The sequence below is a fragment of the Paenibacillus sp. ATY16 genome (genome assembly GCF_003399985.2).
GTDB classification, from domain to species: domain Bacteria; phylum Bacillota; class Bacilli; order Paenibacillales; family Paenibacillaceae; genus Pristimantibacillus; species Pristimantibacillus glycanilyticus.
The window spans coordinates 119720-132218 of record NZ_NMOK02000033.1 but is presented as its reverse complement, the minus strand read 5'-3'; the positions used below and the strand labels follow the sequence as shown (position 1 = coordinate 132218).

The following is a 12499-nucleotide window of genomic DNA, read 5'->3' as shown; positions in this document are numbered from 1 at the left end:
TCGCGCTCTCCTGGTTCAGAACAAAAAGCTTAAAGATTATTCCCTTCTATATTTGCATAGCCGGGGCGGTCTACATCTTGGAGCTTGTCATCTTTGTACTTCTTAACAGCTACAGCTATAAGCCCGGGATACTGAGTAATTCGTTCTATGACAGCGCGATAGGCGCTATTGTATCGAACGGGTTTATCGTGCCTTCAACCTGCACCTTGATTGCCGTTTTCGGCATTCGCTTTCTGTGGGTTTTGCTTATTGCCGTGGGGTTTATGGGAATTGAACAAACCTTTATCTATTTAGGGGTTTTCGAGCATCATTGGTGGAAAATCATTTATACGGGAATAGGTTTAATTTTGCTGCCCATTATGGGGAAATGGCTCTGGAAAAGACTATGCCAAGGGAATCAGCCCTACCTGTTCCGTCTGATTATGCTTTATATCATTAATGTATCCCTGCAAGGATCATTCATGTCCGGCTTTCTGCTTCTTTTTCACCAAATTGGCTTCAGGCCCGGATGGTTTGAGGATCCCGCAAGAGATAACCTGGCTTTCGCTACCTTAATTGTCCATATCGATTCCGTCTTGTTCGCCCTGTTAATTTCCTTGCGGAGCCATTGGATCTGGAAAGCAATCGTCATTGGTTTGCTCGGCTGCGGCTACTGGTGGCTTAGCCGGCGGGAAATTTTATATACATCCGGCATGGGACTAGTTGTCCTTATGCTCATGCTGCAAATTCTAGTTATTCAGCTGCTTGGCGGACTTCACCGGATTATTGCCGAGAAATCCTCCATGCGATTGCGAAGGGAGAACTGATCATTGAACCCCTCACGTAGGCCAATTGCCAAGCTAAGCCCGTTTGGCATTACTTCCATACATTCCTGCAATCCCTATATGGTCTGGTGGTGGTCGGCGGCTTTCCCCGGCTTCGGACATTTTTTGCTGAACCAATATTTAAGAGGAACCTTCCTCACGTTATCGGAAGTGATATTCAACACGCTTGGCCATGTCAACGATGCCATCGTCTATACGTTATGCGGGAATTTCGCGGAGGCTTCGGCGGTTCTGGAACCAAGGTATGTGATTGGGTATATTATTATTTATTTCGTCTCCATGTGGGACTGCTATTGCTCCGCGGTCTATCAGAACAAGCTCTACCGGATTGCCAAGCTAAAAGACGCGCCTCTGCCAAGCATGAAGCTGTTTACGTCCGAGGTTCAATATATCCAGCCTAAAAGTCCGTTAGCCGCAGCCGTCATTTCCCTGCTCTTTCCCGGCATGGGCCAGCTATATAATCATCGGATTGGCCTGGCTTTCTATGCGATGTTCTGGTGGTGGCTTTATGTTGTTTTGTCCCACGCGCATGAATCGCTAGTCTACCTCCTGACCGGCAGGCTTTCGGAGTCTATCTCCGTTTTGCGGGCGCACTGGCTGTTGTTTATGCCTTCCGTTATTGGCGGTTCCGTCTATCATGCCTTTATAAAAGCTAAAGAGCATAATAAGCTTTTCAGCCTGGAGCAGCGCCAGCATCTGGCAGAACGTTACCGCTCCTCCGCTGTACAATTTTTTGGCAAGCCAGGTGAAACCAGATGATTATTATTGGCACCTTCAAGCATTCCATCGAGCTTGAGCATGCACTGACCAAACTGGAGAGTATCGGCATTGCCAGAGAAAGGCTCTTGGTCGTATGCATGGACAAAGAATCCAAGACCTATCGATCCGAACAGCAGAGCCAAGCAAGTTCCCTTTCCACGGGGGTCGAGATTGGCTTGGCCTTTGCTACGGGGTTGTCCGTTATTGGCACCAGCCTTGGATTTATATGGACATGGGGGCCGGTTATATGGGGACTAATCTTCGCCTTTATTGGCTTCTTCCTGGGGTTCGGCATCAATGCCGTATTCGCGAAAAAACACCAAGAACACAATAGGCACAAAGCGGAGGTTACCGTCATCGTGCAATGCCAAGCCGCGCAAGCGGATGAGGTTCAACAGGTGATGTGGACGAACCGGGCTTTAACGGTTGGCCTTACGCAAGCCTCACCCGAATAGTACGCGCAAAAAACAGCCTGCCGGTGGCAGACCGTCAATCGCGTTAATAATCAGGTACGGAAAATATCCTTGAAATCGATCCATCCAAGCGAATTGATCCGGACTCCTTTTAACGAAGGATGATAATCGGTATGAAATTTCATATGAAGGACAAAATGCACCTGTGCTTCGCTTTTAAGTCTCTCCTCAATAGCCGTGTAAATCGCCTTTCGGCTTGCCGGATCTTCGCTTGCCAGCGCCTGATCGAAGCTTTCCATCGTCCAGATCGACAGCTCCGGGCTCATCAGCTCCTTCAGAAAGCTTCCCTCCTGCTCGCAGCCCTCAATGAGACTTACATCCTCCTCCGGAAATACAAGCGCATGGAACAGCAGATCAATCTCATCCAGGACATGATGAATCGTATAAGGCGCCTCAATACGGACCTCGACGGGAATACCCGCGCGGCGGCAGCGATCCGCAATCCAATTCACATCCTCGGCATGACCCGGATGAGAGCATAAGGACATCCGCTCTCCGGCATACCCTGCTTCAAGCAGCAGCCTGCTGGCTTCCTCCGGCTCCAGACTATCCTTATCCGGTTCATAAGCCGTCATTAGCTCGGGGAAAAATCCTCTTGCCGGAAAATCCCTATAACCGGACAATTCCCGGATCATGGCATGGCGGTCAATAAGCCGGTTAACGATACGGCGGAAGGTCTCGGACCTCTGCGGACCAGCCTTCTTCATATTCCAGCTTAACAGACTGGTGCATAAGCTCCTCGATTCGATTTGAATCCAGCCGTTCTCCGCCGTTACATCCCTAAGAGTCGGGTCGCAGATCAACTGCTGCCAGCTGGTCATTCCGGCTTTTATAGCTTCCGTCTGCGGTACATGAACGATCTCTACCTGATCCAGATGGGCACGGGATTGATAATAATGCGGGTTTGCTCCCAGCAGCAGCCTGCCGTCCTTCCACTCGTCAATCTGGAACGGTCCGGTACCGGAAGGCAGCTTCCAGAACTGCTCTTCGCTTAACCCCAGCAAGCCCGCTGGCAGTATCGCCATCACATTCGAAGACGCGTATTTCAGAAACAGCCAATTTGGCCGAACCAGACGAAACCTTACTATCCGCTCCGATACGGCTTCCACCTGCTCCAGGGAACGCATAATCCAGCTGTTGCGCTTGCCTCCGTTCCTCAGACGCTCCGCCGTAAATACAACATCCTCCGCCGTAAGCTCATGTCCGCCATGAAAAAGGATGCCCTTCCGCAGATGGAAGGTCCATACGGTTGCGTCTTCATTATGCTCCCAATAATGTGCGATAGCGGGCTTAATCTGTCCGGTCGATTCATCCAGCAGGACAAGCCGGTCGAAAATCTGCTGAATCATATGCGAGCATAAGGAATAGACGAAATCGGCCGGATCAAGCGTCATAATCGTCTTGAAAATCGGGAGACGGAGCACATCCGCTTCCTTCCCCGGCTGCCTTCGGAAGCCAAAGCTGCCGCTCATCCATTCCATGAACTTCTCGTTCGCTCCTGTCCCTTCTCCATAGGATTGGAGGAGATGGAACGCCTTATTGTATTCGCCGTCCTCCGCATACCGCCTCGACAGGTCAAGGAGCAGCTTCTCCCGATCTTCCCGAAACGTAATTTGCGAACGGTTGCCTCGGCCCCGTCCCGCCTGCCAATCGATCAGTCCTTCTTCCGTCAGCTTCCGGATTACCAGCTTGGCATTACGCTCCGTGCAAAATAAAGCTTCCGCCACCTGCTCCAGGGACGCCTCTGCCGTAGCGCCTGCTCCGGGCGAGCCGGCAAACCGGTTGTATAGGGTCAAATAACGTTCCAATGCCAGCACTATTCCTCACCTCGCTAAAAGGGGAAATCTATTGCAAATATTCTACACTTTTTACCTCTTTGTTTCACCTGCATAATGAAAACAAGAAAGCAAATACTTCAACCGTTTAAAGGGGATGTTGAAATGCCTTACAATTACAACGATTATCACACCGTCGACCAGCTGCATAAAATGCGCCAGGCCGAGCTCGACCACGCCATTCGCTCCGGACGTTACGTCAAATACGACAGCGATTTGAAAAAAGACCGCCGCAAAGGCTTCCTTACTCCGCTGCTGCATGTGATGAAGCCGCTCACATGGAGGAAAAGATGATTCTCTGCCGCAAATGAAAAAGGACCATCCTATACCGAGGAGGGTCCTTCACTTTTGCCGCCGCCAAGCCGAAACTTCCGGGAGAGCCATCGCTGCTCCAGAAATCGCTCGTATAACCCGATACTCATCATCAGCCACGCCGCGCTGACCAAATAACCGCCAACCACATCGCTTGGATAATGTACCCCAAGATAAATTCTGCTGGTCCCGATCATGGCTATAATCACGATTCCAACCAAGATCACAACCGCCCGCATCCATCCATACTTCAAATGCTTCCACAGGAAATAAATCGTAATGCCGTATAACGTAAAAGCCGACATGGAATGCCCGCTTGGAAAGCTGAAGCCCGACGCCTCAATAATCCGGTTAATGTCCGGTCGTGCACGATGAAAGATCGTCTTGAGCACCAGATTCAGCAATGCCGAGCTCACGATCACGCCTAAATAGAAGATAAGCTCTCTCCGGTAGCCGATAAACGCAAATAGCGTTGAAAAGGCAATTACAATAAGGATGACCAGATATTCCGACCCGAGCTCGGTAAATACTCTCATAACGACCGTCATGGCATCGGAACGCACGCTTCGAATGGCGTCCGTCATTTTATTATCAAAAGCAGCAATCCTCTGTCCGCTCACAAGCTGCGCGACCCATCCGAACACGAACAGAATCAGAACCGTGAATATAAAGGACCTCAATAGTACCTTGTTCTGCTCCTTAATTGAACTTGAACTCATCCCAATCGCTCTGCTCCCTTCCCTTTTATTCCCTAGTATACCCCTTATACGTCAGGATCAAGTGCCGGGTAGCGCGGTAAACCGTAAAAGTATGCCGGTCCATTAGGTATCAGGGAGATTCCAGAATAGGCAGCAGTTTTTTCGTATCCTCCTTTGTCATTTTTCCGTATTTGGACTGCCCTTCAATTACTGCTTCTAAGCGGTCCTTCTGCGGGGAAATCCATAGCGCGTATGTAGCTTGCTCGTAACTGACGGTTGGATCCCTATTAATGGTTCGAATTTTGTAATCCGGCAGCCGGGACATGGATACTTCCGCGTTTTCCCAATCGACTTGAGATAAAAGATCCATCACCATCGTTACCGTTTCTTTATCTACGATTTTCTTATAAAGCGGATAGTCTTTTCCTGCCGATTTGCTGAGATGAAGAATCAGGTCAGGCTCTGCCGGCGCCTCCGTTACTTCTTTGTCCTGGCAAGCAGCTAAGATCGCCGTTACGAACAACAAGGCAGCAAACAACAGCTTTTTAGCTTAACCTCCCTCTCGATGATGTTGACGGAGTCATCCGGAATAATGTAGCAGAACTTATTTCGAAAAAACCATTAAATATTCCTTTACAGGAATATTCCTTTTAGTGTATATTTAAATCAACAACCGGAGAGACTGACGCATAAAGAGGTGAAAGGCATGTCAGGACATAATCCGGGCTTGGATATGACGACGTTAAGCGCATTAGCTGAACCAAATCGGAAGCTTATTGTCGAGCTGCTGCGTGACGGTCCCCTGACAGTAGGAGAAATCGCCGACAAGCTGAGGATCAGGCAGCCTCAAGCTTCGAAGCATCTGAAAGTGCTTAGCGAACACGGCATTGTAGAAGTGAAGGCGGAGGCAAACCGCAGGTTTTACAAGCTCCGGCCAGAGCCCTTCCACTCGCTCGATTCATGGGTGAACTCCTTCCGCCGGATCTGGGAAGAGCGTTACGATAACCTGGAGAACTACCTGCGGGAGCTGCAAAGCAAAGAACAGTTACCAAGTCCCAACAACCATAATGAGGAGGAATTAAAATGACAAATGCAATCGTATCAAGAGTAGAGAATGAAAATGTACTGGTGCTTGAGCGCGTATTCACAGCACCGCGCGAGCTGGTGTTCAAGATGTTCAAGGAACCGGAGCATCTGAAGCGCTGGTGGGGACCACGCGGCTGGGAAGTGCCTGTATGTACAATCGATTTCCGTCCGGGCGGCATTTGGCATTATTGCATGAAGTGCATGGATCAAAGCCAAGGCGATTTCTACGGCATGGAATCGTGGGGCAAAGGCGTATACAAAGAAATCGATGAGCCGAACAGCTTCAGCTACACGGATTATTTCTCCGATGCGGAAGGCAATATTAATGAAGAATTGCCTGCTACAGATATCGTTTTGGAATTTGTTGATCTGGGAGACGGCACAACAAAGCTGATCAACCGTGCCGTGTATGCTTCGGGCGACGCCCTGAAGACGGTTATGGACATGGGGATGCTGCAAGGCATTTCGGAAACTTGGGATCGTCTGGAAGAAGCATTGCAAGCAGCGAAATAAGCCGTATAGAGGAAAACGCGTTGAACCGTTGGTTCAACGCGTTTTCGTTTTGGCTGAATGCCGCCCATACCCCGCCCTCCCCTTCTGCATAGGCTAATATCGGGGACGTCATAAAGAGCTTGGGCGAGGTGAGATAATTCATGGGGAGCAACAACGGTCAAAGGAGAAACAACGGAAACGGTAAAAGCAAAAGTAAGGGCAAAGGCAATAGTAATAGCAATAACAAAAGTACAAGCAATAACAATAACAACAATAACACCGATAGTAATAGCAATCCATCTAGTGACTACGTGGATCTTATCGCCGCCCGGCTTGGCTATATTGGCGCCATTATCGCAACCATTGGAGACGGTGTAGCCGCAATAGCAGCCGGCATTGCCCTTCGGAAGATGGAAGAGGCAAGCCTCGCCGAATCACGTTCCGAGGTTGATCAGTTCAGACAGACCGAAAACATACAGCAGCAGGTTGATTTTTATATCAATGAATTGATTCAGATTCGGAAAATGATTAAATGATATCCTAACGATCCGTCTTCGATTTAATCTCTTCCTTTATGCGTCCGGGCTCATCGGCCCTGAATATAATCGTTGTGACATATTTACTTCTGCCATAGGAGGCTTTCATTAGCACCGGCTCTTTCGGAATGCCCAATCCCCTATCCGTCGCTTTCTTCAGTGTCATAATGTTCGAAAGCTCAATCTAACCGAATTATAGAGACCTGTCATATAGAGCAGCGCGTACAAATTTAAGATGGTAAAAATCCATGCCGCAGCCTCATTCCACTGCGCAAGAAGGAAATGTACAAACAACCCCTCTGCGAGGATAAGGATGGAGAACACGATATTAAAGGTTTTGATTTGGGAGGTTTTATGATAAGAAAAGCCCCCCTGCCGTTCTTCATCTGGCTTCCGGAACCATACCAGCACGGAATAGTACAAGACGTTGAGTTCAGCCATGACGATTTCCAGAAGCATATTCACGAAAAAAACAGGGACAACCTATGTCCCTGCTTCCATAAACATCTATGATGGTTAATCATTCATGCCGTTTACGAAAATTCCTTTTCGAAAAGGCCCGTCCGATATTATGATCGGATGGGCCCTTCGTCATCAAAGCAAGGTCAAATCACGTTGAGTTGAACATTAATATTGCCGCGGGTTGCTCTCGAATACGGACACACTTGATGCGCCGCTTCGGCAAGCTCCTGAGCCTGGACGCGTTCCACGCCAGCCAAGGTAATATCGAGCGCAACCGCAAGCTCGAAATTGTCCTGCGCATCCTTGCCCAACGTCACATGCGCCGTTACGGATGTGCTGTCCGGCTTGATTTTTCTTTCCCGGCACACCAGATTCAGCGCACTCTCGAAGCATGCGGCATAACCGCCCGCAAACAGCTGCTCCGGATTGGTTGCGCCTCCCGGTCCTCCGAGCTCCTTCGGATGAAGCACGTTGACGGCCAGCAGACCATCATCCGATTCAAGCCGGCCGTTACGGCCTCCAACCGCTTTTACGCTAGTTTTGTACAGCTCTTTTGATATCATTCGTATTCCCTCCTATCCATGCGGTAGTATTGCCTATTCAGAACAAATTTACCCAATTTCTTCATCGTTGTATCAAGACTTTTCAAGCCTACCGTGATACAATCTACGAAAACTATGGAACTACAGGACAAAGGAGAGAACGAATGAAGAGGTTGGCAGCAGATTCGATGCTGTTCCGAAGCAGGGGCAGTATTGATTCCGGGAAAGTATCTTTTATCGAATTGTTTTTTGACTTGATTTTTGTCTTCGCCGTTACCCAGTTATCCCATTCCTTTCTGAAAAATTTCACTCTGGAAGGAGCCATTCATCTCGGTATTCTGACAATGGCGATCTGGTGGGTCTGGATTTTTACCGCTTGGGTCTTGAACTGGCTTAATCCGGAAACGAAACGCGTCCGGTTTATGCTTATTGCGCTTATGCTGGTGGGACTTATTATGTCGTCATCGCTGCCGGAAGCTTTTGAGGAAACGGGAATTTATTTTGCATGTGCCTATACCTTGTTCCAGGTGGGAAGAACCGCTTATACCGTCTGGGTTCTCCGGCATGGCTCAACCGAGCTTCGGATTAATTTTATCCGGATATTCAGCTGGCTGGCTTTTTCGGGAATTTTCTGGGTTGCCGGAGGAATTGCGCATGAAGAGAACCGTCTGGTTTTGTGGTGCATCGCGTTATTCATTGAATATCTTTCTCCTTCGATGGGCTTCTGGACGCCGAAGCTTGGCAAAACGCCTACTACCGTCTGGGATGTGGAAGGCTCCCATATGGCCGAGCGATGCGGATTGTTTATTATTATCGCGCTTGGCGAATCCATTCTGGTTACGGGGGCAACCTTCGCCGAGCTCGAATGGGATATGCTCACGCTGGGGTCTTTTGCCGCCGCTTTTGTCAGCACGGTTACGATGTGGTGGATCTATTTCAACATGACGTCTAAGACCGGCCATCATTTTATTTCGCATTCCGAGGACCCGGGCAGAGTTGCCCGTTCGGCTTATACGTATACCCATCTGCTTCTGGTTGCGGGCATCATCCTGTCGGCCGTTGCCGACGAATTGGTGCTCGCGCATCCGACGGGACATATCGAGCTTAAGACAGCGCTTGTTATTATGGCGGGTCCCGCTCTCTATTTGCTTGGCAATATGCTGTTCATGCGGATCGCAGCCGGTGTTGTATCGGCATCGTATACGGTTGGAATCATCGTACTCGTTGCTTTGTTCCTGCTCTACAGCTTCATTCCACCGTTGTTCTTATCTGTCCTTGCAACGCTTACGCTTGTTGGCGTCGCTGTATGGGGCTCCATCTTTACCAACCGGCTTTGCCAGGCGCCGCTTCCTGTACAGCATAAGAACGGGACGCGTTAAAACCCTAACGAAACTAAATCACTTTAATTGCCCGAATTCGATGCGATTAAAAATGTAACGAATCCTTATATCGCTATTTGCTGCTTTGAAGCTAGTTTTAGCCTTGATATCGCTAAATAACGTTACCAGGTTTCGTTAGCCTTTAGAATCAGCGAATTATCGCGAAATAAGAATACTGCGTTTCGTTAGCGAAACAGCCGTCGGCAAACACAAAAAAAGGCCGCCCTATCGTCATTTCGATGACTCATGGGGCGGCCCTTTCTTAATGGGGAGGCGATATTTGCTCTTTATAATACCGGAAAGAGCCAGCGGTCCAGCGGTCGCCCGACTTTGTCATCACCACTTCTACTGTTGAAGCGTAGTAGTCGCGAGTATCATTCCATTCCGAATTATAGCGGGCTGTATATTGATTTATCCCGTTCCAGGTTACATACTCGTTCACGAAAAACCAGTCCGTCTCCTTCAGAAACTGCTTTCTTTCCTTCTTCCCTGCGACTGCACCGGCCGCTATTTTCAAAGCCTCGACATTTTTCAAAGGGGCGGTCTGAACAAGGAAATGCGCCGAAGAGGCCTGCAAATAATTGTTCTCCCATAGGATGGTATCCTGCTCAAAGAAAGTCTCGTTAAACTCCCTGAACTGAACGTAAACCCGATTATTAAACAGCTTCACAAACGGGCCTACCTTTGCTACGAATACTGTTCCGTCCTTCTCCACCGTTGCGGTTTGCGTCTTCTGATTCCAGCCAATCTAGCTGTAGGGTTAAGCAACAGACTGATTCCCGCCAATCCGGCTAGAATCTTGATTTTAGTTTTTTTCATAGCGCCTCCTAATGCAGGTTTAATTAAGAGTTTAATCCAATCAGTATATCTATTTTCTATTACCCGAACAATGGAGCAAGGAATTCATCATTTTACCTGTTGAAATATTTTTTAAATTCATTTCAGTTCCATTTAAGGTACCGTGTCCATAATGGGTCCTGTAAGACAACCTACAAGCCCTAAGGAGGCAATGGAAATGTACAAATACTTAAAGACAATCGGGATTACAGCTACATTGGCGGTCATGGTTCCGCTAAGCGCATTTGCAGCATCATCGGGCACAACGTCGACCACAAGTCCTTCAAATACCGCGCAAGTTCAAATGGATACCACTAAGCAAATGGAGGGCAAACATGGCCGCGGCGGTTTCGGAGGTAACTTCGTCTCCGACACCGTACTTACTCTGCTTAAGCTTGATCGTGACACGCTTAATGAGAAGCTTGCTGCAGGCAGCACGCTTGCGGATATCGCCAAAGAGCAGGGCGTTTCCAATGATGATTTGAAAGCAGCGCTGACAACCGCCTTTGAACAACGCCAGTCGGACGAAAAATCCCAGTTCACCGCAAACCTGGACAACCTGATTAACTCCGATCAACTTGCTCAAGGACGCGAAGGCCGCAGAGGAGGACGCGGTTTGGGACAGAACCTGGATACCGTTGCTACGGCATTAAATATGACGGAGGATGAACTGAAAACAGAGCTGCAGGCAGGCAAAACAATCGCCGATATCGCTGAAGCGAAAGGAGTTAGCACGGATTCCGTAGTTAACGCGCTCGAAACCGCGATTAATGCTCAAATCGATCAAGCCGTCACCGACGGTAAGCTGACGGCAGATGAAGCCGCAACAAAGAAAGAAAATACTCCCGCGCAGGCTCAAAGCATCGTAAACGGCGAGTTCCAGCCTAAAGGCGATGGCGGTCACCGCGGAGGTGCAGCAAAACCGAAGGATCAAGCAAGTACGGACAGCGCGACAACTTCGGATACCAACGCTTAATGAGCAAAAAGCCCCGCTATCATCGTAGATGATAACGGGGCTTTCACGTTATTAACTTTTTATTGAATTCGCCCTTCGCTCAACAAGCTAATGGCTTTGTCCATGCGTCGCTGCCTCGTTTCAGCGGTCTTTGCTTCCTCAATGTTAAGAATGAAACGCCGCCTATTGCTGTAAGACAATCCCTCAAAAAACCGCCTCGCTTCTAGCTGCTGTTCGAGTGCCCCGGAGAAATCCTCCGGAACAACAAGCTTTCTGGGCGCGTTATCCAACTCTATGTTCACTTCAACCTCTTCGCCTGCCGCACTTCCAGCTGCTGCTCTCACTTCTGCGCTGACCGGTATCATATATTTTCCGCCCATGGATCCCACCGTTGTACGGTAGGTATACTCGCCGAGCGTAACGCAAACAGCCGGACGCTTGCTTGAACCAAGACTCTCTATAACTTCTGCGGGAACTTCAATGCCCGTGGCTGTCTTTTTGCTTAACTCGATCGTAGCGCGAAACTTTATGCTTTCTATTCCTCCTCGCCCTTCTTAACGACGTCCAAATCCTTAGCCACAATCCAACCATTCATCCCGTAAGAGGAGTAAAGATTAAAATATTTATATCCGCTCTCAGTCAGCTTTTGCTCCAGCTCGTCTAATGTTTCATAAGCAGTTGGCCAACCGTGATCCTTGCCATTCTGCAGGATTTCAATGTTCCCTGCTATAAAACTGGAAATGTTAGATACGGTCATGGCAAGAACAATACTGCCTTTCAACTGATGCTCAAAATGATGGCAACTTACTTCTTTTAATACAATATCAACTTCCTTTAAGGATGACTGGTCTCTTGTATGAATCACTATTTGTTCATTCTGCAGATCTACCGTATACGATAAAATGACATTGTCATGAATCAATAGATTCTCCTCCTTAAAACGGAAATTTACTTATCTATTTCTTCCATTCCTATAACGTTTAATCCTCCTGCTGGTTGCATTACTTTTCGGGAGAACAACAAAAAAGCCGCCTCAATCCCGGCAGCTCAACTTCTTACTGTATCCTATTCCTCTTTATCTTCCGTGTCGTCTTCACTCATTCTATATTCCAGAACATCACCCGGCTGGCAATCCAGCGCCTTGCAAATGGCATTTAAGGTTGAAATCCGAATGGCTTTAGCCTTGCCGTTCTTCAGAATCGACAGGTTCGCCATCGTTATTCCAACCCGCTCCGAGAGCTCTGTCACGCTCATCTTCCTTTTGGCCAGCATTACGTCAACGTTAATTATGATCGCCATGTTATTCCAC

18 protein-coding genes are annotated in these 12499 nt (G+C 48.5%); 9 read left to right on the top strand and 9 right to left on the bottom strand.

Going from position 1 to position 12499, the window contains the following annotated elements; translation table 11 throughout:
• Positions 1 to 77 precede the first annotated feature (77 nt).
• The 3 genes from CFI03_RS19195 to CFI03_RS19185 are packed head-to-tail and all read left to right on the top strand — an operon-like array spanning position 78 to position 2038.
• On the top strand, positions 78 to 806 hold the full coding sequence (locus tag CFI03_RS19195; RefSeq protein WP_248758676.1) for a hypothetical protein: 729 nt from the start codon (positions 78 to 80) through the stop codon (positions 804 to 806).
• 3 nt (positions 807 to 809) lie between these two features.
• Positions 810 to 1583: a hypothetical protein gene (locus CFI03_RS19190; RefSeq protein ID WP_248758675.1), complete on the top strand. Its 774-nt coding sequence runs from the start codon at positions 810 to 812 to the stop codon at positions 1581 to 1583.
• Positions 1580 to 2038 carry a hypothetical protein gene (locus tag CFI03_RS19185; RefSeq protein ID WP_248758674.1) on the top strand — a complete coding sequence of 153 codons (459 nt, stop codon included), beginning with the start codon at positions 1580 to 1582 and terminating at the stop codon, positions 2036 to 2038. Before CFI03_RS19190 ends, CFI03_RS19185 begins: the two co-directional genes overlap by 4 nt.
• Before the next feature lie 50 nt (positions 2039 to 2088).
• Here the strand turns inward: CFI03_RS19185 and CFI03_RS19180 are convergent, their stop codons facing one another.
• Entirely contained in the window at positions 2089 to 3873 is a 1785-nt protein-coding gene (locus CFI03_RS19180) for an SgrR family transcriptional regulator (protein WP_248758673.1), read from the bottom strand.
• Positions 3874 to 3996: 123 nt separating this feature from the next.
• Here CFI03_RS19180 and CFI03_RS19175 point away from each other — a divergent pair, with 123 nt between their 5' ends.
• On the top strand, positions 3997 to 4185 hold the full coding sequence (locus tag CFI03_RS19175; protein WP_127492604.1) for a hypothetical protein: 189 nt from the start codon (positions 3997 to 3999) through the stop codon (positions 4183 to 4185).
• 29 nt (positions 4186 to 4214) lie between these two features.
• Here the strand turns inward: CFI03_RS19175 and CFI03_RS19170 are convergent, their stop codons facing one another.
• Positions 4215 to 4922, bottom strand: a complete 708-nt coding sequence (locus tag CFI03_RS19170) for a phosphatase PAP2 family protein (protein WP_248758672.1) — start codon at positions 4920 to 4922, stop codon at positions 4215 to 4217.
• Positions 4923 to 5031: 109 nt separating this feature from the next.
• Positions 5032 to 5427 carry a YhfM domain-containing protein gene (locus CFI03_RS19165; protein ID WP_248758671.1) on the bottom strand — a complete coding sequence of 132 codons (396 nt, stop codon included), beginning with the start codon at positions 5425 to 5427 and terminating at the stop codon, positions 5032 to 5034.
• A 180-nt stretch (positions 5428 to 5607) separates the two neighbouring features.
• Here CFI03_RS19165 and CFI03_RS19160 point away from each other — a divergent pair, with 180 nt between their 5' ends.
• The 3 genes from CFI03_RS19160 to CFI03_RS19150 all read left to right on the top strand — a co-directional run bounded on the left by CFI03_RS19160 (position 5608) and on the right by CFI03_RS19150 (position 7015).
• On the top strand, positions 5608 to 5988 hold the full coding sequence (locus CFI03_RS19160; protein ID WP_248758670.1) for an ArsR/SmtB family transcription factor: 381 nt from the start codon (positions 5608 to 5610) through the stop codon (positions 5986 to 5988).
• Positions 5985 to 6500 carry an SRPBCC domain-containing protein gene (locus CFI03_RS19155; protein WP_201007774.1) on the top strand — a complete coding sequence of 172 codons (516 nt, stop codon included), beginning with the start codon at positions 5985 to 5987 and terminating at the stop codon, positions 6498 to 6500. The genes CFI03_RS19160 and CFI03_RS19155 overlap by 4 nt, the downstream gene beginning before the upstream one ends.
• 140 nt (positions 6501 to 6640) lie before the next feature.
• Positions 6641 to 7015, top strand: a complete 375-nt coding sequence (locus CFI03_RS19150) for a hypothetical protein (RefSeq protein WP_248758649.1) — start codon at positions 6641 to 6643, stop codon at positions 7013 to 7015.
• 605 nt (positions 7016 to 7620) lie between these two features.
• Here the strand turns inward: CFI03_RS19150 and CFI03_RS19145 are convergent.
• The gene (locus CFI03_RS19145) at positions 7621 to 8040 is read right to left on the bottom strand and encodes an organic hydroperoxide resistance protein (RefSeq protein WP_248758647.1); all 420 of its coding nucleotides are present in this window, start codon (positions 8038 to 8040) and stop codon (positions 7621 to 7623) included.
• A 143-nt stretch (positions 8041 to 8183) separates the two neighbouring features.
• Here CFI03_RS19145 and CFI03_RS19140 point away from each other — a divergent pair, with 143 nt between their 5' ends.
• Positions 8184 to 9398 (top strand): low temperature requirement protein A, encoded by a 1215-nt coding sequence (locus CFI03_RS19140; protein WP_248758645.1) that lies wholly within the window; start codon positions 8184 to 8186, stop codon positions 9396 to 9398.
• Positions 9399 to 9660: 262 nt separating this feature from the next.
• Here the strand turns inward: CFI03_RS19140 and CFI03_RS19135 are convergent, their stop codons facing one another.
• Both CFI03_RS19135 and CFI03_RS31140 read right to left on the bottom strand, forming a co-directional pair.
• Positions 9661 to 10068, bottom strand: coding sequence for a hypothetical protein (locus CFI03_RS19135; RefSeq protein WP_248758643.1), 408 nt, complete (start codon positions 10066 to 10068; stop codon positions 9661 to 9663).
• Between the two features lie 17 nt (positions 10069 to 10085).
• A complete protein-coding gene (locus CFI03_RS31140; protein WP_283094613.1) occupies positions 10086 to 10217 on the bottom strand; it encodes a hypothetical protein in 132 nt (43 codons plus the stop codon).
• 196 nt (positions 10218 to 10413) lie between these two features.
• Between CFI03_RS31140 and CFI03_RS19130 the strand changes: the two genes are divergently transcribed.
• The gene (locus tag CFI03_RS19130) at positions 10414 to 11211 is read left to right on the top strand and encodes a hypothetical protein (RefSeq protein WP_248758636.1); all 798 of its coding nucleotides are present in this window, start codon (positions 10414 to 10416) and stop codon (positions 11209 to 11211) included.
• Positions 11212 to 11270: 59 nt separating this feature from the next.
• Here the strand turns inward: CFI03_RS19130 and CFI03_RS31350 are convergent, their stop codons facing one another.
• The 3 genes from CFI03_RS31350 to CFI03_RS19115 form a co-directional block, all read right to left on the bottom strand.
• The gene (locus CFI03_RS31350; RefSeq protein ID WP_349292487.1) at positions 11271 to 11702 is read right to left on the bottom strand and encodes a YdeI/OmpD-associated family protein; all 432 of its coding nucleotides are present in this window, start codon (positions 11700 to 11702) and stop codon (positions 11271 to 11273) included.
• Between the two features lie 23 nt (positions 11703 to 11725).
• Positions 11726 to 12112, bottom strand: coding sequence for a hypothetical protein (locus tag CFI03_RS19120; protein ID WP_248758635.1), 387 nt, complete (start codon positions 12110 to 12112; stop codon positions 11726 to 11728).
• Positions 12113 to 12255: 143 nt separating this feature from the next.
• A complete protein-coding gene (locus tag CFI03_RS19115) occupies positions 12256 to 12489 on the bottom strand; it encodes a helix-turn-helix domain-containing protein (protein ID WP_201007781.1) in 234 nt (77 codons plus the stop codon).
• Positions 12490 to 12499 lie beyond the last annotated feature (10 nt).

What these genes read in the sequence shown, in the direction of transcription:
- CFI03_RS19185 (WP_248758674.1), top strand. Translation starts at nt 1,580, where the DNA reads ATGATTATTATTGGCACCTTCAAGCATTCCATCGAGCTTGAGCATGCA.
- CFI03_RS19175 (WP_127492604.1), top strand. Translation starts at nt 3,997, where the DNA reads ATGCCTTACAATTACAACGATTATCACACCGTCGACCAGCTGCATAAA.
- CFI03_RS19170 (WP_248758672.1), bottom strand. Translation starts at nt 4,922, where the DNA reads ATGAGTTCAAGTTCAATTAAGGAGCAGAACAAGGTACTATTGAGGTCC.
- CFI03_RS19160 (WP_248758670.1), top strand. Translation starts at nt 5,608, where the DNA reads ATGTCAGGACATAATCCGGGCTTGGATATGACGACGTTAAGCGCATTA.
- CFI03_RS19155 (WP_201007774.1), top strand. Translation starts at nt 5,985, where the DNA reads ATGACAAATGCAATCGTATCAAGAGTAGAGAATGAAAATGTACTGGTG.
- CFI03_RS19150 (WP_248758649.1), top strand. Translation starts at nt 6,641, where the DNA reads ATGGGGAGCAACAACGGTCAAAGGAGAAACAACGGAAACGGTAAAAGC.
- CFI03_RS19145 (WP_248758647.1), bottom strand. Translation starts at nt 8,040, where the DNA reads ATGATATCAAAAGAGCTGTACAAAACTAGCGTAAAAGCGGTTGGAGGC.
- CFI03_RS19140 (WP_248758645.1), top strand. Translation starts at nt 8,184, where the DNA reads ATGAAGAGGTTGGCAGCAGATTCGATGCTGTTCCGAAGCAGGGGCAGT.
- CFI03_RS31140 (WP_283094613.1), bottom strand. Translation starts at nt 10,217, where the DNA reads ATGAAAAAAACTAAAATCAAGATTCTAGCCGGATTGGCGGGAATCAGT.
- CFI03_RS19130 (WP_248758636.1), top strand. Translation starts at nt 10,414, where the DNA reads ATGTACAAATACTTAAAGACAATCGGGATTACAGCTACATTGGCGGTC.
- CFI03_RS19115 (WP_201007781.1), bottom strand. Translation starts at nt 12,489, where the DNA reads ATGGCGATCATAATTAACGTTGACGTAATGCTGGCCAAAAGGAAGATG.